Origin of the sequence: Janthinobacterium sp. NKUCC08_JDC, from assembly GCF_019345575.1 — a bacterium.
GTDB lineage: Bacteria > Pseudomonadota > Gammaproteobacteria > Burkholderiales > Burkholderiaceae_D > Janthinobacterium > Janthinobacterium aestuarii.
The window spans coordinates 1-18,516 of the sequence record NZ_JAHKQW010000001.1 but is presented as its reverse complement, the minus strand read 5'-3'; the positions used below and the strand labels follow the sequence as shown (position 1 = coordinate 18,516).

The 18,516-nt window shown below is 62.3% G+C and carries 15 protein-coding genes and 1 pseudogene; 7 read left to right on the top strand and 9 right to left on the bottom strand.

Annotation, left to right across the window (positions count from 1 at the left end):
• Nucleotides 1–38 precede the first annotated feature (38 nt).
• The gene (locus KO538_RS00075) at nucleotides 39–485 is read right to left on the bottom strand and encodes a DUF2939 domain-containing protein (RefSeq protein WP_219327131.1); all 447 of its coding nucleotides are present in this window, start codon (nucleotides 483–485) and stop codon (nucleotides 39–41) included.
• 112 nt (nucleotides 486–597) lie between these two features.
• Between KO538_RS00075 and KO538_RS00070 the strand changes: the two genes are divergently transcribed.
• Nucleotides 598–1,434: a hypothetical protein gene (locus tag KO538_RS00070; RefSeq protein WP_219327130.1), complete on the top strand. Its 837-nt coding sequence runs from the start codon at nucleotides 598–600 to the stop codon at nucleotides 1,432–1,434.
• A gap of 15 nt (nucleotides 1,435–1,449) precedes the next feature.
• Nucleotides 1,450–3,657 (top strand): acylase, encoded by a 2,208-nt coding sequence (locus KO538_RS00065; RefSeq protein WP_219327129.1) that lies wholly within the window; start codon nucleotides 1,450–1,452, stop codon nucleotides 3,655–3,657.
• 107 nt (nucleotides 3,658–3,764) lie between these two features.
• Here KO538_RS00065 and KO538_RS00060 read toward each other — a convergent pair whose 3' ends face one another.
• Complete coding sequence (locus KO538_RS00060; RefSeq protein ID WP_219327128.1) at nucleotides 3,765–4,946, bottom strand: PLP-dependent aspartate aminotransferase family protein; 1,182 nt, start codon at nucleotides 4,944–4,946, stop codon at nucleotides 3,765–3,767.
• The gene (locus KO538_RS00055) at nucleotides 4,943–6,334 is read right to left on the bottom strand and encodes a pyridoxal-phosphate dependent enzyme (protein ID WP_374106818.1); all 1,392 of its coding nucleotides are present in this window, start codon (nucleotides 6,332–6,334) and stop codon (nucleotides 4,943–4,945) included. Before KO538_RS00055 ends, KO538_RS00060 begins: the two co-directional genes overlap by 4 nt.
• Nucleotides 6,335–6,624: 290 nt before the next feature.
• Here KO538_RS00055 and KO538_RS00050 point away from each other — a divergent pair, with 290 nt between their 5' ends.
• Nucleotides 6,625–7,173: a thymidine kinase gene (locus KO538_RS00050; RefSeq protein WP_219327127.1), complete on the top strand. Its 549-nt coding sequence runs from the start codon at nucleotides 6,625–6,627 to the stop codon at nucleotides 7,171–7,173.
• A 1-nt stretch (nucleotide 7,174) separates the two neighbouring features.
• Here KO538_RS00050 and KO538_RS00045 read toward each other — a convergent pair whose 3' ends face one another.
• Together KO538_RS00045 and KO538_RS00040 are read right to left on the bottom strand one after the other, a co-directional pair.
• The gene (locus KO538_RS00045; RefSeq protein ID WP_034755175.1) at nucleotides 7,175–7,447 is read right to left on the bottom strand and encodes a putative signal transducing protein; all 273 of its coding nucleotides are present in this window, start codon (nucleotides 7,445–7,447) and stop codon (nucleotides 7,175–7,177) included.
• A gap of 49 nt (nucleotides 7,448–7,496) precedes the next feature.
• Nucleotides 7,497–9,467 carry a methyl-accepting chemotaxis protein gene (locus KO538_RS00040; RefSeq protein ID WP_219327126.1) on the bottom strand — a complete coding sequence of 657 codons (1,971 nt, stop codon included), beginning with the start codon at nucleotides 9,465–9,467 and terminating at the stop codon, nucleotides 7,497–7,499.
• Nucleotides 9,468–9,986: 519 nt separating this feature from the next.
• Between KO538_RS00040 and KO538_RS00035 the strand changes: the two genes are divergently transcribed.
• Nucleotides 9,987–12,257: a carboxy terminal-processing peptidase gene (locus KO538_RS00035; protein ID WP_034755182.1), complete on the top strand. Its 2,271-nt coding sequence runs from the start codon at nucleotides 9,987–9,989 to the stop codon at nucleotides 12,255–12,257.
• Nucleotides 12,258–12,456: 199 nt separating this feature from the next.
• On the opposite strand, the gene KO538_RS00030 is transcribed toward KO538_RS00035, so the two are convergent.
• Nucleotides 12,457–13,383 carry a LysR family transcriptional regulator gene (locus tag KO538_RS00030; RefSeq protein WP_219327125.1) on the bottom strand — a complete coding sequence of 309 codons (927 nt, stop codon included), beginning with the start codon at nucleotides 13,381–13,383 and terminating at the stop codon, nucleotides 12,457–12,459.
• 106 nt (nucleotides 13,384–13,489) lie between these two features.
• Between KO538_RS00030 and KO538_RS00025 the strand changes: the two genes are divergently transcribed.
• The gene (locus KO538_RS00025) at nucleotides 13,490–14,704 is read left to right on the top strand and encodes an MFS transporter (RefSeq protein ID WP_034755187.1); all 1,215 of its coding nucleotides are present in this window, start codon (nucleotides 13,490–13,492) and stop codon (nucleotides 14,702–14,704) included.
• A gap of 164 nt (nucleotides 14,705–14,868) precedes the next feature.
• Here KO538_RS00025 and KO538_RS00020 read toward each other — a convergent pair whose 3' ends face one another.
• A complete protein-coding gene (locus KO538_RS00020) occupies nucleotides 14,869–15,552 on the bottom strand; it encodes a pentapeptide repeat-containing protein (protein ID WP_374106817.1) in 684 nt (227 codons plus the stop codon).
• A gap of 309 nt (nucleotides 15,553–15,861) precedes the next feature.
• Between KO538_RS00020 and alaC the strand changes: the two genes are divergently transcribed.
• Entirely contained in the window at nucleotides 15,862–17,079 is a 1,218-nt protein-coding gene (gene alaC, locus KO538_RS00015; protein ID WP_034755193.1) for an alanine transaminase, read from the top strand.
• 331 nt (nucleotides 17,080–17,410) lie between these two features.
• Here alaC and KO538_RS29230 read toward each other — a convergent pair whose 3' ends face one another.
• Nucleotides 17,411–17,551 (bottom strand): hypothetical protein, encoded by a 141-nt coding sequence (locus tag KO538_RS29230; RefSeq protein ID WP_257620082.1) that lies wholly within the window; start codon nucleotides 17,549–17,551, stop codon nucleotides 17,411–17,413.
• A gap of 26 nt (nucleotides 17,552–17,577) precedes the next feature.
• On the opposite strand from KO538_RS29230, the gene KO538_RS00010 reads away from it, so the two are divergent.
• Nucleotides 17,578–18,246 (top strand): alpha/beta fold hydrolase, encoded by a 669-nt coding sequence (locus KO538_RS00010; protein WP_257620080.1) that lies wholly within the window; start codon nucleotides 17,578–17,580, stop codon nucleotides 18,244–18,246.
• A 161-nt stretch (nucleotides 18,247–18,407) separates the two neighbouring features.
• On the opposite strand, the pseudogene KO538_RS00005 reads toward KO538_RS00010, so the two are convergent.
• Nucleotides 18,408–18,516: pseudogene (locus KO538_RS00005) on the bottom strand (IS1595 family transposase); the annotation flags it as partial.

Here is an 18,516-nt window from a genome sequence, read left to right as displayed (position 1 = left end):
TGGTGGTTTAGGTAAGTGTTGTTTTAGATCAAGTTTTGTCAGAGTAATTCTGATGGCAAGGTAATGTCCGTCAGTTTCCAGTCCCAGATACCATGGCGGCGCAGCAGGAATTGGCTGGCGGCGGGGCCGGCGCCGCTGCGCCGCAGCACCACTTCATTCCACGAGCGGTACGCCATGCCGAAGTCGTGGCGCTTGCCGTCCGCTCCCTGCTTGCCGTGCAGGATCAATACCGTGATGCCGGGCGGCGAGACGATGGTGTCGAGCATTTCCTTGAAATCGTCTTCATTGGCCGTTTCGCCGGCCGCCCGCAACTGGCGCGCCACGCTGGCGCGCACGGCGGGCAGGTCGGCCTGCTGCGCCAGGGTTTCCAGGCGCACGGATTTTGCCGCGATGCTGATGCGGTACATGGCGATGTAGGGACTGACCCAGGTGAAGCCGATGGCGGCGACGGTAAAAATGATCGCGGTGGCGTACTTTCTTTTCATGGTCCGTGTTTTTGTATGAGCTGTGCCGCCGTGATTTTACCCGGCCAGGCATGTCGGATGGTGTAGCATTCGTACCGGCGCGGACCATCGCGCCGCAATATTGAGGACAACCATGAATATCACTATCAATCAGGTGCTGCAGTCGTATATCGACCCGCTCACCGCCAGCGAGTACGCGGCGCTCGAGCGCAGCCTGCTGGCCGAAGGCTGCCGCGATGCGCTGGTGCTGTGGAACGACGTGCTGATCGACGGGCATAACCGCTACGCCATCTGCCGCCAGCACGGCATCGAATTCAAGACCATCCAGAACACTAGCTTTACCTCGCTCGACGACGTCATGCTGTGGATGATCGACAATCACCTGGCGCGCCGCAGCGTGTCGGACTTCCAGCGCGGCGTGCTGGCCCTGCGCAAGAAGGAAATCGTCGCCGCGCGCAGCCCGGCCCCCGTCAGCGCCCAGGATGCGGCCGATGGCGAAAACGCGCCCAAGCCCGCCATGAGTACGCGCGAAGAAGTTGCCAAGGCGGCGCGGTTGAGCAGCAACCAGATCAGCCAGATCGAGAAGATCCAGAAAGCGGCGTCGCCGGAACTGGTGGAAGCCGTCCGTTCCGGAACGATCTCCATCAATGCGGCGGCCACCGTGGCATCCCTGCCGCCGGAAGAGCAGGTGGCTGCCGTCGCCGGTGGTAAAAAACTGCTGCGCCAGGCGGCCAAGGAAATCCGCGAACAGCGCGCCGCCACGCGCACGCCGCGCGAGCCAAAGGTGCATGTATCTCAGGATACGCCGGAGACGGGCAATGAGCCTTGGGCGGACAACGCGGCCCAGGCGCCGTCCGAAGCGGAGCGCCTGCGCGGCGAGATCGCCAGCCTGAAACAGAAGGTGGCGCAGCTGCAGGCGGAAAATGTGGAACTCAACCAGCGGATTGCAACTCTCATCGACGCATCCTGATTATTGGAGTAGTGAATGCCAGCTCGCCGTGCCTTGTTTGCCGCCATCGCCTGCGGCGCCGTCGCCGCTCCTCCCGTGCTGGCCGCGCCCGCCGTTTCTGTCACTGACATGGCCCGGTGGCAGGCGCAGGCCGCCCATGTCAGCATCGCGCGCGACACGTGGGGCGTGCCCCATGTGACGGGCAAGACGGATGCGGATGCCGTCTTTGGCCTGATGTATGCGCAGGCCGAGGACGATTTCCCGCGCGTGGAACTCAATTACATCAACGCCATGGGGCGGCTCGCCGAAGTGGAGGGCGAACGGGAGCTGTACCGCGACCTGCGCATGAAGCTTTTCATCGATCCGCTTGAGCTGCAGGCGCAGTACCGCGCCAGCCCGCCGTGGCTGCGCAAGTTGATGGATGCGTTTGCCGATGGATTGAATTTTTACCTCGCCACGCATCCGCACGTCAAACCCAGGCTGATCGCGCATTTTGAGCCGTGGATGGCCCTGAGTTTCAGCGAGGGCAGCATCGGCGGCGATATCGAATCGATCAACCTGGCGCAGTTCGAAGCGTTTTATGGTCAGCAGGCCAGGCCCGCCACCGTGGCGCTGGCCAGCGTGGAAACTGGATTGGAGCCTGAACCGAGCGGCTCGAACGGTTTCGCCATCGCGCCCGCGATCACGAAAAATGGCCATGCACTCTTGATGATCAACCCGCACACCTCGTTCTACTTCCGTCCCGAAGTACAAGTGACCAGCGGCGAAGGCCTGAATGCATATGGCGCCGTTACCTGGGGCCAGTTCTTCGTCTACCAGGGTTTTAACGACCGCCTCGGCTGGATGCATACCTCGGGCGGCGGCGACGTCATCGACGAATACCTGGAAAGCATAGTCGACAAGGATGGCGCATGGTTCTACCGCTATGACGGCGGCCTGCGCCCCTTGAAAGCCGCGCCGATTACCTTGCCATATAAACTGGCGAACGGCGGCATGGGCTCGAAAACCATCACCGTCTATTACAGCCATCACGGCCCCATCGTGCGCGCGCTGGATGGTAAATGGGTGGCCGTGCGCCTGATGAACGAACCGTTGAAGGCGCTGACGCAGTCGTACACGCGCACCAAGGCGCGCGATTACGCGGCGTTCTACAAGACGATGGAACTGCGCACGAATTCGTCGAACAATACCGTGTACGCGGATGCGGATGGCAATATCGCCTACTTTCACGGCAATTTCATCCCCGTGCGCGACCCGCGCTTCAACTGGAAGCAGCCCGTCGACGGCAGCGACCCGGCCACGGAATGGAAAGGACTGCACACGGTGGCGCAAACCATCACCCTGTTCAACCCGCAGAATGGCTGGATACAGAACACGAACAACTGGCCGTATTCGGCGGCCGGCGCCCACAGCCCGCGCCAGCACGATTATCCCGCCTACATGTCCGTGTATGGCGAAAACGCGCGCGGCCTGCACGCCGTCAAGGTTTTCCAGAACAAGAAGGATTTCACGCTCGACAGCCTGATCGCCGCCTCGTACGACAGCGAACTGACGGCTTTCGAATCCTTGCTGCCGCCGCTGTTCGCGGCATACGATGCGCTGCCAGCGGGCGACGCGCAACAGCTGGCGCTGGCCGACAAGGTGGCCTTGCTGCGCGCCTGGGACTGGCGCTATTCACTGACATCCATCGCCACCTCGCTGGCCGTGTTCTGGGGCCAGGAGCTGGCCGAACTGGCAGGGAAACAGGCGCGCGAGCAGGGCGTACCCGTGGTCGATTTTCTGGCAACGGAAAAGGTCACGGCGGCACAGCGGCTGGCTGCCCTGGCGACGGCGGCCGATAAACTGCAGCGCGATTTCGGCAACTGGCAAGCGCCGTGGGGCGAGATCAACCGTTTCCAGCGCCTGACGGGCGACGTGGTGCAGCCCTTCGACGATGTGCAAGCCAGCTTGCCCGTGCCTTATGCGTCGGGCAACTGGGGCGCGCTGGCCGCGTATGGACAGAGCAGCAAGAGCACCACGCGCAGGATTTACGGCGAGCGTGGCAACAGCTTTGTCGCGGCCGTGGAATTCGGCCCGCGCATCAAGGCGAAAAGCATCCTTGCCGGTGGCCAGAGCGGCGACCCGACATCGCCGCATTTCAAGGACCAGGCGGCCATGTATGCGCGGGGCGAATTCAAGGAGGTGCTGTTTTATCCCGAAGACGTGGCGAAGCACCTGGAGCGCAGGTACCGGCCCGGGGAGTGAAGTTGGTGAGGTGTCGGATTACGCACGGCGTTGCCGTGCTAATCCGACCTACCTGCCACGGCATACCGTAGGTCGGATTAGCGCAGCGTAATCCGACAATCACCCCCTCAAATCGCATCCAGCGCCGTGCGCAGATCATGCCGCAAATCCTCGATATCCTCGATCCCCACCGACAGCCGGATCAAGCCATCGCCGATGCCCAGCCTTGCCCGCTGTTCGGCCGGGATGCTGGCGTGCGTCATCAGGGCGGGGTGCTCGATCAGGCTTTCCACGCCTCCCAGGCTTTCGGCCAGGGCGAACACCTCGCAGCGTTCCAGGAAGCGGCGCGCGCTGGCCAGATCCGTGTTCAGGTCGATCGAGATGATGCCGCCGAAACCGTCCATCTGGCGCTGCGCCAACGCGTGCTGCGGGTGCGAGGCCAGCCCCGGATAAAACACTTTGTGCACTTCCTTTTGCTGCTCCAGCCACTGCGCCAGGGCCAGGGCGCTTTCGCAATGGCGCTGCATGCGGATGGCCAGGGTTTTCACGCCGCGCAACGCTAAAAAACTGTCGAACGGGCCGGCAATCGCGCCCACCGAGTTTTGCAAAAAGCCCAGCTGTTCGCGCCATTCCGCCTGGCGTTCTTCCGCGCCGACGATGGCGATGCCGCCGATGATGTCCGAGTGGCCGTTCAAATACTTGGTGGTCGAATGGACGACGATGTCGAAGCCGTGTTCCAAAGGGCGCTGCACGAGCGGGCTGGCAAACGTGTTGTCGGCCACGGCGATGATGCCCCGTGCGCGGCAGATGTCGGCGATCGCGCGCAAGTCGGCCAGCTTCAGCATCGGGTTGGTGGGCGTCTCGACCCACACCATCTTCGTTTCCGGGCGCAGCGCGGCCAGCAGGTTCTGGGGATTGGTCAGGTCGGCATAGCTAAATTCGTGACCGGCCGAGCGGCGGCGCACGCGCTCGAATAAACGGTAGGTGCCGCCGTACATGTCGTCGCCGGCGACGATATGGCTGCCTGCATCGAGCAATTCCAGCACGGACGAAATGGCGGCCAGGCCCGAGGCGAACGCGAACGCCGCGCTGCCGCCTTCCAGGTCGGCCACGCAGCGCTCGAGCGCCCAGCGCGTGGGATTGTGCGAGCGGCCATAGTCGAGGCCCTTGTGCACGCCGGGGCTGTCCTGTACGAAGGTGGAGGTGGCGTAAATGGGCGGCATGATGGCGCCCGTCGACGGGTCGGGCGACTGGCCGGCGTGGATGACGCGCGTGGCGAGGCGGCTCTTGCGGGTGGTTTCCTGGCTCAAGATAGTGTCCTGCGTAAGTGGTTGAGAAGGTCGAAGCGGGTGATCAGGCCATAGAAGGCGGCATCGTCGGCAACGACGGCCGTCAAGCCCCGGTCCAGGGTGGCGCGCAGGGCGGGCAAGCCGCTTGACGGCGCCAGCGTTTCGATCTGCGTCGTCATGGTGGCGCCCACCAGCGAGGCGAAATGGGCGGCGTCGCCGGAGACGTGCAGCAGCAAGTCCGATTCGTCGATGATGCCAACCAGTTTGCCGTCGTCGATGACGGGCAGCTGCGCCAGGTCGCTGGCGCGCATGCGGTTGAAGGCCGTGAGCAGGGTATCTCCCGGGGCCACGCTGACGACGTCGCCCTCGTCGTAGCGGCGTCCGATCAGGTCGCGCAAGTCGCCCGACACGGCCCGCTGCAACAGACCCTGGTCGCGCATCCAGCCATCGTTGTAGACCTTCGACAGGTAGCGCGTCCCCGTGTCGCACACAAACGTGACGACGCGCTTCGGCGTCGTCTGCTCGCGGCAGTATTTGAGGGCGGCGGCCAGCAGGGTGCCGGTGGACGAGCCCCCTAAAATGCCTTCGGCGCGCAAGAGGGCGCGCGCGGAGTCAAAACTTTCCTGGTCCGTGATGGTGTAGGCCTTCGTCACGCTGTCCATGTCGGCGATAGCCGGGATGAAGTCTTCGCCGATGCCTTCGACGGCCCACGAGCCGCTCGTGTCGGCCACTTTGCCCGTGTCGATGTATTCGGTGAGGATGGAGCCTTGCGGGTCGGCCAGCACGAATTCGAGCTTGGGCTGCGCCTTGCGGAAGTAGCGGGTCAGGCCCGTCAGGGTGCCGGACGAACCGACGCCGACGACGATGGCGTCCACGTCATGGCCAGTTTGCTCCCAGATTTCGGGCGCCGTCGTCGTTTCGTGGGCCAGCGGATTGGCGGGATTGTTGAACTGGTCGGCGAAGAAGGCGCCCGGCAGTTCGCGCGCCAGGCGCGCCGCATAATCCTGGTAGTACTCGGGATGGCCCTTGCCCACGTCCGAGCGCGTGGTGTGCACTTCCGCGCCCAGGGCTTTCAGGTGCAGCACTTTTTCCGTCGACATCTTGTCGGGCACGACGAGAATCACGCGGTAGCCCTTGATGCGGCCCACCAGCGCCAGGCCGATGCCGGTATTGCCGGCCGTCGCCTCGACGATGGTGCCGCCCGGCTGCAGGCGGCCGTCCGCTTCGGCCGCCTCGATGATGGACAGTCCGATGCGGTCCTTGATGGAACCGCCGGGATTTTGCGATTCCAGTTTCAGGAACAGCTGGCACGGGCCCGTGTCGAGCCTGGTCACTTCGACCAGCGGAGTATTGCCGATCAGCTTGTATAGCGCTGGCGGCTGGGATGGGGATGGCATTCGATCATTCATGGTGGCTCCTGTCAGAGAAACAACGGCTCCGGATTGTGTCCCGAGCCGCCTTCCGTGCCGCGCAGTGTAGGCGGGCGGACGAGTGCGGCGAACGAATGTTTATATGCTTGCATATGCGCGCTTCGCATATCGGCGGCAAGGTTCGCGATGCGAGTATGCGCCGTTTTTATCCCGCTTGCCGCACCAATGGCCCGACTATTAAGCTGCCGCAAGTCCGCCATTGCGATTTATAATCACGCCTCGAAAAGATACTAAATAGTATTGAAATTACTCAGACAGGGCAGGCGGCAGTGGCAAAACTTTATTTCCGGTATTCCGCGATGAACGCGGGCAAGTCGACGGCCTTGTTGCAGGTCGCGCACAACTATGAAGAGCAGGGCCAGCAGGTGCGCCTGTACACGGCCGCCATCGACAGCCGCTACGGCGTGGGCCGGGTCACCTCGCGCCTGGGCCCGCAGCGCCAGGTCGATATCTTCCATGCCGATACGAATTTCCTCGACGATATTCCCCAAGTCGCCTGTTTGCTGGTGGACGAGGCGCAATTTCTCAGCACGGTCCAGGTGCAGCAGCTGCACCAGCTGGCGCAAGTGAAGGGCGTGCCCGTCATCTGCTACGGCTTGCGCACGGATTTCAAGGGCGAACCGTTCCCCGGCTCGGCCTACCTGCTGGCGCTGGCCGACGATATCGAGGAATTGAAGAATATTTGTACGTGCGGCAAGAAGGCGACGATGAACATCCGCGTGGATGAGCAGGGCCGCCGCATCAAGGAAGGCGAGCAGATCAGCATAGGCGGCAACGAAAGTTACCGCCAGGCGTGCGGGCGCTGTTTCTACTCGTAAATTAATCAGCGACGGGCGCACCCACATCGGCATCATCCGACAGCGCCAGGTCGCCCCGCTCGAAGGCGGCGAGGATGTCATTGGCGCGCGCCACGTCGTGTTCGCGCACCATCACGCGGGCGCCGCCGATGGCGGCCGCCAGCAGCATGTCGGCTTGCATGTGCTGGTCGTCCGTCAGAAGCACGTCGATGCCGGCCGCTGCCAGGCAGCCGCGGATGACGTGCGCATCCGTGGGGATCATCAGCCGGGCAATCAAAACATAGTCGTCGTGCATCGCGTCTCCTGGCAAGGTGGTATGCGCCATCTTAGCACCGCGCCCGCTTTTACAGCTTGAACACGCTCACCACCTGGTTCAGCTCCTGCGCCTGTTCCTGCAAGGCGTCGGCGGCCGCGGCCGCTTCTTCCACGAGGGCCGCATTCTGCTGGGTCACCTGGTCCATCTGGGCGATGGCCTGATTGACTTGCTCGATGCCGCTGCGCTGCTCTTCGCTGGCCTGCGCGATTTCGGCCATGATGGTGCTCACTTGCTGCACGCTGGCCACCACGGTGTCCATGGTGGCGCTGGCCTGGCTCACCTGGGCGTGGCCCAGGTCCACCGTGCTGGCCGACGCCTGGATCAGGTCCTTGATGTCTTTTGCCGCTGCCGTCGAGCGCTGCGCCAGGGTGCGCACCTCGGTGGCGACGACGGCAAAGCCGCGTCCCTGCTCGCCGGCCCTGGCCGCTTCCACGGCCGCGTTCAAGGCCAGGATATTCGTCTGGAAGGCGATGCCGTCGATGACGCCGATGATGTCGGCGATCTTGCTTGACGAGCTGCGGATGGCGTCCATGGTGCTGGCCACCTGCGCCACGGCCGCGCCGCCTGTTGCAGCCAGGCTGGACGAGTCGTGCGCCAGCCGGCTTGCCTGCTGCGCGTGATCGACGTTCTGGCGCACGGTGGAGCTCAGTTCCTCCATCGAGGCGGCCGTTTCTTCCAGCGAACTGGCTTGCTGCTCCGTGCGGCTCGACAGATCCAGATTGCCGCTGGCGATTTCACCGGACGCCGTGGCGATTTGCCCGGCGCTGCCGCGCACGTTGCCGACCACTTGCGACAGGTTGTCGCTGATGCGGTTCATGGCCAGCAGCAGGCGGCCGATTTCATCCAGGCTGGTCGTATCGAGGTGCACCGTCAGGTCGCCGGCGGCGATTTGCGCGGCGGCCGTTTCGGCGGCGGCCAGCGGGCGCGACACGAGGGTGCGCACGAGCCAGTACAGCAGCAGGGCGAAGACGAGCAGGGCGATGAAGCCGGAAACGGCCAGCTGGTTGCGCATCTGGCGCGCTTCCGCCGTGATCTCGTCCGTGAAGGTGCCGCCCGCGATGATCCATTGCCAATCCTTGAATTGACGGTAGTACAGCTGCTTTTCGCGCGCGCTGGCAGCCGTTTCGCCGGGCGCCGTCCACGTGTAGCGCATGGCGCCGTCTTTTTGCGCCAGCATGTCCTGGATGAACAACCGGCCGTCGCTGGCCTTGAAGTCGAGCGCGCTCTTGCCTTCGCTGTTCGGGTGCAGCACCAGGTGGCCGTAATTGGCGCCAGGGGCCGTGTCGACGATATAGATGTAGCCCGTCTGGCCGATCTTGACCTGGCGAATCTTCTCTTTCAGCATGGCCAAATTCTTGCTGATATCGAGGCCGATGAACAGCACGCCCACCACCTTGCCGCCCGCATCGCGCACGGGATCGTATTGCGTGATGTATTGCTTGCCGAACAAGGTGGCCATGCCGACAAAGCGCTGGCCCGCGCGCAGCGGCGCATAGCTGGGGTGGTTGTGGTCGAGCTGGGTGCCGATGGCCCGTTCGCCATCCTGCTTTTTCAGCGAGGTGCTGATGCGCACGAATTCATCGCCATTGGCGGCAAAAATGGTGGCGATCACGCCCGTCTGGGCCGTGTAGCGGTCGACCAGGGCCGTGTCGAGGTTGAGCACCTTGCCGCCGTTGGCCAGCGCGGGCGTGGCCTTGCCAGCGACGGCCACCATGGCGCCCGCGTCGACCGTGAATGGGCCGGGAAATTCGGCCGCGAACAGGCGCGCAAAGCTGGCCGCCTCGTTGACCATGGCCGTGTGGAACACTTGCGTGGTCGTCATGACGCTATTGAGTTCGCTGGTGACGGCCGCTTCGGCGCGCTGTTCCAGCGCAGTCGAGGTGCGGATGCTGATCAAGGTCGTCAGGCTGGCGAGGATCAGGCTGACGAGGGCAAACGTGAACACGGTAATCTTGCCGCCGACACTCCAGTGGCGGGGGGAGAACGAAATTGTAGGCATAGTTTGAGTCTGGCAAAGGGTAATCAGCTCGGCCATTCCTGGTCATGACATGACACGCGGGGAGGGGATCTGGTGGGGATACTGCTGAAACGGAGGCGCGCCGGCTGTGGGAGCCGCGCACGGGTAAGCTGGATTTCAGGGCGCGATGATAGCATGTTGCTTGCCTTTTGTTACTAAGTGTTTCCCGCAGGAATTACTTTTTTGCGTAAAAACATCACCGACATCAAGGATTGCAAAAACGGCCCATTGACTTTTTGGATTCCAATGGCACATCTGGGTCATCTTCGTTGGGGCCGATGTGATTTTTGTCACGAATGTTTCACTTTGTAATGAATGAGACGCCATCCTTAATCCGCGTTTAAGCTTCCGGGAAGAAACTGATATTCCTTGGGAGACTGCCAGGCCGTATCCTGTAGAATAATATGCAGACCAGTCGTGTATTCCCCTTACTGTCTTGCTGGCTGGCGCATGAATAGCTGCGCCGCCTGGAATTGATTCAACTAATTTTCGGAGAAGCCGATGAAGAAGCAAATGATGCTGGTCACCCTGGTGCTTGCCCTGTCAGCCAACGCTGGCGCAGCCCAGACGGACAAGAGCGCCGCTCCTCCGCTACCCATGAAGCCGCTGGCCCAGCAAACGCAGGCCGCCTTGTGGGCATCGCGCGTATTGACGCGCGTCCATTACAAGGCCATGCCGCTCGACGACGCCATGTCGGAGAAAATCTTCGACCGCTATTTCAAGTCCCTGGACGCGGAAAAACTGTTTTTCGTGCAGGCCGATATCGACCGTTTTGCCCCGCTGCGCACTAAGCTCGACGACGCCATCATCAATGAAGACCTGACGTCGCCGTTTGCTATCTATAACTTGTACCAGCAGCGTTTCGACGAGCGCATGGCGTATGCGCGTGAATTGCTGAAAACCAAGTTCGACTTTGCCGCCGACGAGAGCTACCAGATCGACCGCGAAAAGGCCGCCTGGCCGAAGAATGACGAGGAAGTGCGCGACCTGTGGCGCAAGCGCGTCAAGAACGACTGGCTGCGTTTGAAACTGGCAGGCAAGGAAGACAAGGCCATCCGCGAAACGCTGGACAAGCGCTATGAAAGCTACACGACCCGTGCGCGCAAGCTCAACAGCGAAGACGTGTTCCAGATTTTCATGAACGCCTACGCCATGTCGATCGAGCCGCATACCAATTACCTGGGTCCGCGCGCTTCCGATAACTTCGACATCGCCATGCGGCTGTCGCTCGAAGGCATCGGCGCCGTGCTGCAGACGCGCGACGAATACACGGTCGTGCGCGAAGTCGTGCCGGGCAGCCCGGCCGGCTTGTCGGGCAAGCTGAAAGTGGGCGACCGCATCGTCGGCGTGGGGCAGGGCGAAAGCGGCCCCATCACCGAAGTGCTGGGCATGCGCATCGATGATGTGGTGCAGCTGATCCGCGGCGCCAAGGATTCCGTCGTGCGCCTCGACATCTTGCCGGCCGACGCCGGCCCCGACGCCAAGCACGTGATCGTGCCGCTGGTGCGCAAGAAAATCAGCATGGAAGAGCAAGCGGCGAAGAAATCGATCATCGAAGTGCGCGACAACGGCGTCAAGCGCCGTATCGGCGTCATTGCCCTGCCGACGTTCTACCAGGACTTCGAAGCGCGCCGCCGTGGCGACAAGGATTTCAAGAGCGCCACGCGCGACGTCAGCCGTTTGCTGGCCGAGTTGAAGAAGGATAAGGTCGACAACGTCCTGATCGACTTGCGTAACAACGGCGGCGGTTCGCTGAACGAAGCCGTCGAACTGACGGGCCTGTTCATCGACAAGGGCCCGGTCGTGATGCAGCGCAATGCCGAAGGCAAGGTCGACGTGGAAAGCGACACCAATACCGGTCTGGCCTGGGATGGCCCGATGGGCGTGCTGATCAACCGCGGATCCGCCTCGGCATCCGAAATTTTCGCCGCCGCCGTGCAGGATTACGGCCGTGGCGTCATCATCGGCGAAGGCAGCTTCGGCAAGGGTACGGTACAGACCTTGTTCAACCTCGACCGCTTCGGCGGCAGCGAGAAAGCCCGCTTCGGCGAGCTGAAGATGACCATCGCCCAGTTCTTCCGCATCAATGGCGGTACCACGCAGTTGCGCGGCGTGACTCCCGACATCAAGCTGCCCGCCATGTCGGACACGGAAAACTTCGGCGAATCGAGCTATGACAATGCCCTGCCATGGGTGGCCATCAAGCCGGCGCCGTACATGCCGACGGGCGACCTGAAGGATATCGTGCCGCTGCTGGACAAGAAACATGAAGCGCGCGTGGCCAAGGACAAGGATTTCCAGTACCTGCTCGATGACATCGCTCTCGTCGTCAAGCAGCGCAAGGAAAATCAGATTTCGCTCAATGAAACCGTGCGCCGCAAGGAGCGCGATGCCCAGGAAGCGCGCGCCAAGGCCCGTGAAAAACGCCTGATCGCGCAGATTTCGAATCCTGCCGACGACCTCGTGGTAATTCCCGATCCGAAAGACGTGCTGAAGGGCGCGAAAGCGGCCAACAAGACGGCCAAGCAGATCGCGGCCGTGAAGGGCGCCTTGCGCACCGACGACGGCTTGCAGGGCGACGAACGTGCGCTGAGTGCCGAGCTGGATGCCGAAACGGCCGCCAAGAGTGCCAAGGACGTGCTGCTGAACGAAGCGGCGCGCATCCTGGCCGACGAAGTGGCGCTGATTAAGGCAGACACCCGCCTGGCATCCAAGGTCTTGCCGTATGCCGCGGATGTGAAGGCGACGCCGGTGGCGGCGACAGCGAAGTAATGAATGCGGGGTCAGACCCGTCGGGTCTGACCCCAGCTTTTGCTTTGGGGTAAACAGTAGTTATTCGTTTCGCGAATTTCTATCATTCCAACAATCAATTGGATTGATATGCCGCGATGCAGCATAATTCACTTGTCTCCTCTATTCTCCTCCAAGAAAATAGATTCAGCCCGCTCCTTGTAGCGGGCTTTTTTTTGCCTCAGATATTGTGCGTGGGCAGTTGTACGTCGGGGTGGGCGGCCAGCAGGGCCGTGATCCAGCCGGCGAACGCCTGCAGCTTGGGCGTGGCCAGGCGGCCTTGCGGCGTCAGCAGTGACATCGGCATCGGCGTCGGCGGGCAGTCGGGCAGCACTGCCACCAGCGCGCCGCTGTCGAGGTGCTGGCGCACCTGGTACATGGCCGCCTGCGCCACACCGAGTCCTTGCAGTGCGCAATCGACGCTGGCATCCGCGTCGTTGACGGCGATGGGGCCGGCCATCTGCACGCGCACCACTTCCTTGCCTTGTTGGAAATCCCAGTCGAAGGCGCGTCCCGTGCGGCCCGAATAATGCATGATGCCCCGGTGCTCTGCCAGGTCGGCCAGGGTGTGCGGCGTGTCGTGCCGCGCCAGGTAGGTGGGCGAGGCGCACGTGGCGAAGCGCATCAGGCCGACCTGCTTGCCGATGAAGGCGGAATCCTGCAAGGTGCCCACGCGCAAGGCGCAATCGATGCCTTCCTGCGTCAGGTCGACCAGGCGGTCAGTCAGGCTCAGCTGCAATTGCACGTCGGGATACGCGGCATGGAATTGCGCGATATGGGGAATGATCAGGCGCCGGCCCACGGTATTGGGCAGGTTGATGCGCAGTAAGCCGCGCGGTTTTTTCGCGTCCGGGCCGCGAAACGCCAGCTCCGCCGTATCGACGGCTTTCAGGATATCGAGGCAGTGGCGAAAGTATTCGGCCCCTTCCGGCGTCAGCGACAGGCGGCGCGTGGTTCGCTGCAGCAATTGCGTGCCCAGGTAGGCTTCCAGCTTTTGCAGCGTGGCCGTCAGCGCGGCGCGCGGTAAATTCAATGTTTCGGCCGCCTTGGAAAAACTGTTGGCCTCGACGATGCGCACGAAGGTTTGCATGGCCTTGATCTTGTCCATGGTGATTGTTCATCTTATGTGAAAAGTGTAGATGGATTATGCCCTAATTATCTTTGCCACAGTTTTGCCTAGAATGGCAACATCCCTACCGAACCGAGGAAACAACATGAACAAGGCCTCACCGTCTGCTCCCCACGACATTTCACCCGCCATGGTGCTGCTGCTGGCCATCGCTTCCGGCCTGATCGTGGCCAATCTGTACTACGCGCAAACCCTCGTCGGACCCATCAGCGCCTCGACGGGCCTGTCGGCCAAGGCCGCCGGTCTCATCGTCACCCTGACGCAAGTCGGCTATACCCTGGGCCTGCTGTTTGTCGTGCCCCTGGGCGACTTGCTGGAAAACCGCCGCCTGATCGTCACGGCCTTGCTGGTGACGGCCACGGCTCTCGTGGCGGCGGCTCTCTCGACGGGCGCCATCGTGTTCCTGGCCGCCGCGCTGGCCATCGGGCTCGGTTCCGTGGCGGCGCAAGTGATCGTGCCGTTTGCCGCCCACCTGTCGCAGGAAGCGACGCGCGGCCAGACGGTGGGCAAGGTGGTCAGCGGCTTATTGCTGGGCATCATGCTGGCCCGCCCCGTGGCCTCGCTGGTGGCTGCGCACGCCAGCTGGCACGTGGTGTTTGGCGGTGCCGCCGTGCTGATGGTACTGCTGGCGCTAGTCCTGCGCCGCGCCTTGCCCGTGCGCCAGCCCGTGTCGAGCATGAAATATCCCGCCCTGATGGCTTCGCTGTGGCATCTGCTGCTGGGCACGCCCGTGCTGCGCCGCCGCGCCGCCTATCACGCGGGCTTGTTTGGCGCTTTCAGCCTGTTCTGGACCGTCACGCCGCTGGTGCTGTCCAGCCCCGCGTTCGGCCTGTCGCAAACGGGCATCGCCATCTTTGCCCTGGTGGGCATGGCCGGTGCCGTCGCTTCGCCCATCGCCGGCCGCCTGGCCGATGCGGGCCACACCTTGCCGGCCACTGCTGTTGCGCTGGCGCTGGGCATCGTCGCGTTTGCCTTGCCGATGTTTGCGCCTGAATCGAAACATGTGGCGCTGGGGCTGCTGGTGGTCGCCTCCATTGTGCTCGACATGGGCGTGGCGGCCAATCTGGTGCTGGGTCAGCGCGCCATCTTCAGCCTGGGCGCGGAAGTGCGGGGCCGTCTGAATGGCCTGTATTTCGCGCTGTTCTTCGCCGGCGGCGCGGCCGGCTCGGCCATCGGCGCCTGGGTATATGCCAGCTACGGCTGGCAGGCAACATTGCTGACCGGCATGGCGTTTCCAGGCTTGGCCTTGCTGGTGTGGCTGGGAGAATTTATACCGCAGGCCGCGCGCCGCACGGCTTGAAACCCTGATGGGGCCTCATTATCACTGATGAGTATTTCTATCATCATGAAGATAAAGTGGCGTGATATGCCGCAATGCCGCAAGATGCACTTGTCTCCTCTATCTCCTCCAAGGAAATAGATTCAGCCCGCTTCCGTAGCGGGCTTTTTTTTTACCTGTTCAGATCAAATCACCACCAGATCGAGCGCGCGCATGAAGTTCGCCGCCTGCGCATGCGTGATGACGGCGCCTTTCAGCAGCGCCGCTTCGCTCAATTTGAAACCGTCGATATCGGCGCCGCGCAAGTCCGCGCCCTGGAACTTCGCCAGTTTGATGGTGGCATTGCGCAGGCTGCCGCCTTCGAAGACGGCTTCGCGAAAGTCGCAGCCGGCCAAGTAGGCATCGGAAAAATCCAGCTGTTTTAATGTCGCCTTGCGGAACGAGAAGCCGCGCAAGTCGGCGCCCACCAGCAGGCTGTCTTCGAAGGTGAGACCCAGGTGGGCCACTTCCTCGAAAGACGCGCCCGTCAGCTTGCAGCCGCGGTAGGTGGCCGAGGCCAGCTTGGCGCGCCGCCATTTCGTGTTGTTCAGGTCGCAGCCTTCGAAACTGGCGTCGACGGCGTCGACGGATTCGAAATCGGCGCTGCCGGCGCGGCAGCGGCGCCAGGTGCTGCGTGCCAGTTTGCTGGCGAACAAGCTGGTGTCGGCAAAGGTGCAGCGCTCGAAGGTGCAGCCTTGCAAATCGAGGCGCGACAGGTCTTCGCCGTCGAACGCGCAATCGATGAAGTGGCGTACCGGCAAGGCCAGTTGCTGTTCCATGCCGGTGCGGTCCAGGGTCATGCCAGTTACTGCGGTGTCGTGTGTTGCCATCCGTCTAATTCCTAAAGTAAAAAACAGGGGAGGGATGGCGCGGCGGGAAAATGCACGAACCAGAACACCTCCCCGGCTGGTGTAACAGTCAGAGGTCAGCGCCGTGGGTCCGCGTGGGCGGGAGCATGCCGGACTGTGCCGGGCACTTACCGGGTTACCAACCGGTGCGCTCATTTTCGATCTGCCTGCATTGTAACGGCTTGACTACACACTTGCCAGTTCTTGCGAAGCCGGGTTAGTATCGTTGCAGGCACACGCATTGTGCCGACGTCGCTCGGACGGATCCGGGCGCTTACGTATAGAGATACCATGACCGACAGCCAAGCTCCGCGCAGCTTTTCGCGCATCAATCGCCTTCCCCCCTACGTTTTCAATATCACCGCCGAACTCAAGATGGCCGCGCGCCGCCGTGGCGAGGACATCATCGACATGTCGATGGGCAATCCCGATGGCGCCACGCCGGCCCACATCGTGGACAAGCTGGTCGAGACGGTGAAACGCCCAGACACGCACGGTTATTCCGCGTCAAAAGGCATCCCCCGCTTGCGCCGCGCCATTGCGCACTGGTACAAGAAGCGCTATGAGGTCGACATCGACCCGGACAGCGAAGCCATCGTCACTATCGGCTCGAAAGAGGGCCTGGCCCACTTGATGCTGGCGACGCTCGACCGTGGCGACACGGTGCTGGTGCCCAATCCCAGCTACCCGATCCACATCTGGGGCGCCGTGATCGCGGGCGCCGATATCCGCTCAGTGCGCATGGGGCCGGGCGTGGACTTCTTTGCTGAACTCGAACGGGCGATCCGCGAAAGCTACCCGAAACCGAAGATGATGGTGCTGGGTTTCCCGTCCAACCCCACGGCGCAATGCGTGGAGCTGGAATTTTTTGAAAGAGTCGTCGCGCTGGCGAAGCAGCACAATATTCTGGTGGTGCATGACCTGGCGTATGCCGACATCACTTTTGATGGCTGGAAGGCGCCGTCCATCATGCAAGTGCCCGGCGCGCGCGACGTGGCCGTCGAGTTTTTCACCATGTCGAAAAGCTACAACATGGCGGGCTGGCGCATCGGCTTCATGGTGGGCAACGCGGAACTGGTGGCGGCCCTGGCGCGCATCAAGAGCTACCACGACTACGGCAGTTTCACGCCCGTGCAAGTGGCGGCCATTGCCGCGCTGGAAGGCGACCAGAGCTGTGTGACGGACATCTGCGCCCAGTACCAGCGCCGCCGCGACGTGCTGGTGAAAGGCTTGCATGAAGCGGGCTGGATGGTGGAGAAACCGAAGGCGTCGATGTATATCTGGGCGCATATCCCGGAAGCGTATCGCCACCTGGGTTCGCTGGAGTTCGCCAAGCTGCTGCTGCAAAAGGCCAAGGTCAGTGTGTCGCCCGGCATCGGTTTCGGCGAATATGGCGATGAATACGTGCGCTTCGCCCTGATCGAAAACGAGGCGCGCGTGCGGCAGGCGCTGCGGGGCATCAAGAATATGTTGCGTTCTGGCGACGGGAAAACGGAAGCGGCAGCATAAAAGTTGCCGTGTGGAATGCTTCGTTGCCCCTAATATCACTATCGCGTATTTCTGACATCACGAATATAAAGTGGTTTTATATGCTGCGACGCGGCATCATTCATCTGTCTCCTCTATCTCCTCCAAGGAAATAGATTCAGCCCGCTCCCGCAGCGGGCTTTTTTTTGCGCGTCCCCATCGCCGCTGTCCACCGCCGGCAACACCAGCGGCCCGCCGCCAGATCATCGGGCCAGACCTTGCCCCTGCAAGAAGATCAGGTCGCCGCAAAAGCTGCAAAAATGACATTGTTGAGTGCTAGTATTTCGACTCGCCTGCCGATGCGGGCAGCTCGTCACCACTCTCCAATCATATCGGGAATCATCATGACCTCATTCATCAAGCCATTGTCCATTGCCGCCGTCGTGGGTACCTTGTTCGCCAGCGTCGTTCCTGCCAGCCCGGCTTCGGCGGCGGGCGCCGTCAAGCCCACCATCGTCCTGGTCCATGGCGCGTTTGCCGATGCATCGAGCTGGGGACGGCGTCGCCGCCATCCTGGCAAAAGACGGCTACACCGTCATCGGCGCGGCCAATCATCTGCGCAGCGTCAAGAGTGACGCCGATTCCGTGGCCCGCGTCGTCAACAGCGTGCCTGGCTCCGTCGTGCTGGTGGGGCACTCCTACGGCGGTTCGGTGATCAGCGCGGCTGCCCACGCAGGCGGCAACGTCAAGGCGCTGGTCTACGTGGCGGCTTTTGCGCCCGATGCCGGCGAGACGGCCGCTGGCCTGTCGGGCAAATATCCGGGCGGCACCTTGGGTACGGCCTTGGCCAAGCCCGTACCGCTGGCCGATGGCAGTAACGACCTGTTTATCGAGCAGGCCAAGTTCCACGACCAGTTCGCCGCCGATTTGCCGGCGGCCAAGGCGCGCCTGATGGCGGTCGGCCAGCGTCCGATCACGGATGCGGCGCTGAACGAAGCCTCGCCTGCGCCAGCTTGGAAGGGTATCCCGTCCTGGTTTGTCTACCGCAAGGCAGACAAGAATATTCCCGCAGAAGCGCTGGCCTTCATGGCCAAGCGTGCCAACGCGAAGAAAACCGTCGTGATCGACGGCGCTTCCCACGTGGTGATGAGCTCGCATCCGGCGGAAGTGGCCAAGCTGATCGAGGAAGCGGCTGGCAGCGTCAAGTAATCGACCAGGGCGTCACGCCAAGATATTGATGGGGCTTATCTTGCTCATCACAACACATGATTGGCGTGATATGCCGCAATGCGTCAAGATGCATCTGTCTCCTCTACTTCCTCACAGGAATTAGATTCAGCCCGCTCCCGCAGCGGGCTTTTTTTTTGGGGCTATGTCACCGTCAGATGTGGGAATCCTCCCAGCGTTGCTCTCAATAACGTTTCTGGCGAGCGGATGCGCCTGGCATCGAGTATCCAGCGCCACCCCAGATAATTTGGC

What these genes read in the sequence shown, in the direction of transcription:
- KO538_RS00075 (WP_219327131.1), bottom strand. Translation starts at nt 485, where the DNA reads ATGAAAAGAAAGTACGCCACCGCGATCATTTTTACCGTCGCCGCCATC.
- KO538_RS00070 (WP_219327130.1), top strand. Translation starts at nt 598, where the DNA reads ATGAATATCACTATCAATCAGGTGCTGCAGTCGTATATCGACCCGCTC.
- KO538_RS00065 (WP_219327129.1), top strand. Translation starts at nt 1,450, where the DNA reads ATGCCAGCTCGCCGTGCCTTGTTTGCCGCCATCGCCTGCGGCGCCGTC.
- KO538_RS00055 (WP_374106818.1), bottom strand. Translation starts at nt 6,334, where the DNA reads ATGAATGATCGAATGCCATCCCCATCCCAGCCGCCAGCGCTATACAAG.
- KO538_RS00045 (WP_034755175.1), bottom strand. Translation starts at nt 7,447, where the DNA reads ATGCACGACGACTATGTTTTGATTGCCCGGCTGATGATCCCCACGGAT.
- KO538_RS00040 (WP_219327126.1), bottom strand. Translation starts at nt 9,467, where the DNA reads ATGCCTACAATTTCGTTCTCCCCCCGCCACTGGAGTGTCGGCGGCAAG.
- KO538_RS00035 (WP_034755182.1), top strand. Translation starts at nt 9,987, where the DNA reads ATGAAGAAGCAAATGATGCTGGTCACCCTGGTGCTTGCCCTGTCAGCC.
- KO538_RS00030 (WP_219327125.1), bottom strand. Translation starts at nt 13,383, where the DNA reads ATGGACAAGATCAAGGCCATGCAAACCTTCGTGCGCATCGTCGAGGCC.
- KO538_RS00025 (WP_034755187.1), top strand. Translation starts at nt 13,490, where the DNA reads ATGAACAAGGCCTCACCGTCTGCTCCCCACGACATTTCACCCGCCATG.
- KO538_RS00020 (WP_374106817.1), bottom strand. Translation starts at nt 15,552, where the DNA reads ATGGCAACACACGACACCGCAGTAACTGGCATGACCCTGGACCGCACC.
- alaC (WP_034755193.1), top strand. Translation starts at nt 15,862, where the DNA reads ATGACCGACAGCCAAGCTCCGCGCAGCTTTTCGCGCATCAATCGCCTT.
- KO538_RS29230 (WP_257620082.1), bottom strand. Translation starts at nt 17,551, where the DNA reads ATGGTGGGCTTGACGGCGCCCGCCGCCGAAGCCGGGCTGGCAGGAACG.
- KO538_RS00010 (WP_257620080.1), top strand. Translation starts at nt 17,578, where the DNA reads ATGCATCGAGCTGGGGACGGCGTCGCCGCCATCCTGGCAAAAGACGGC.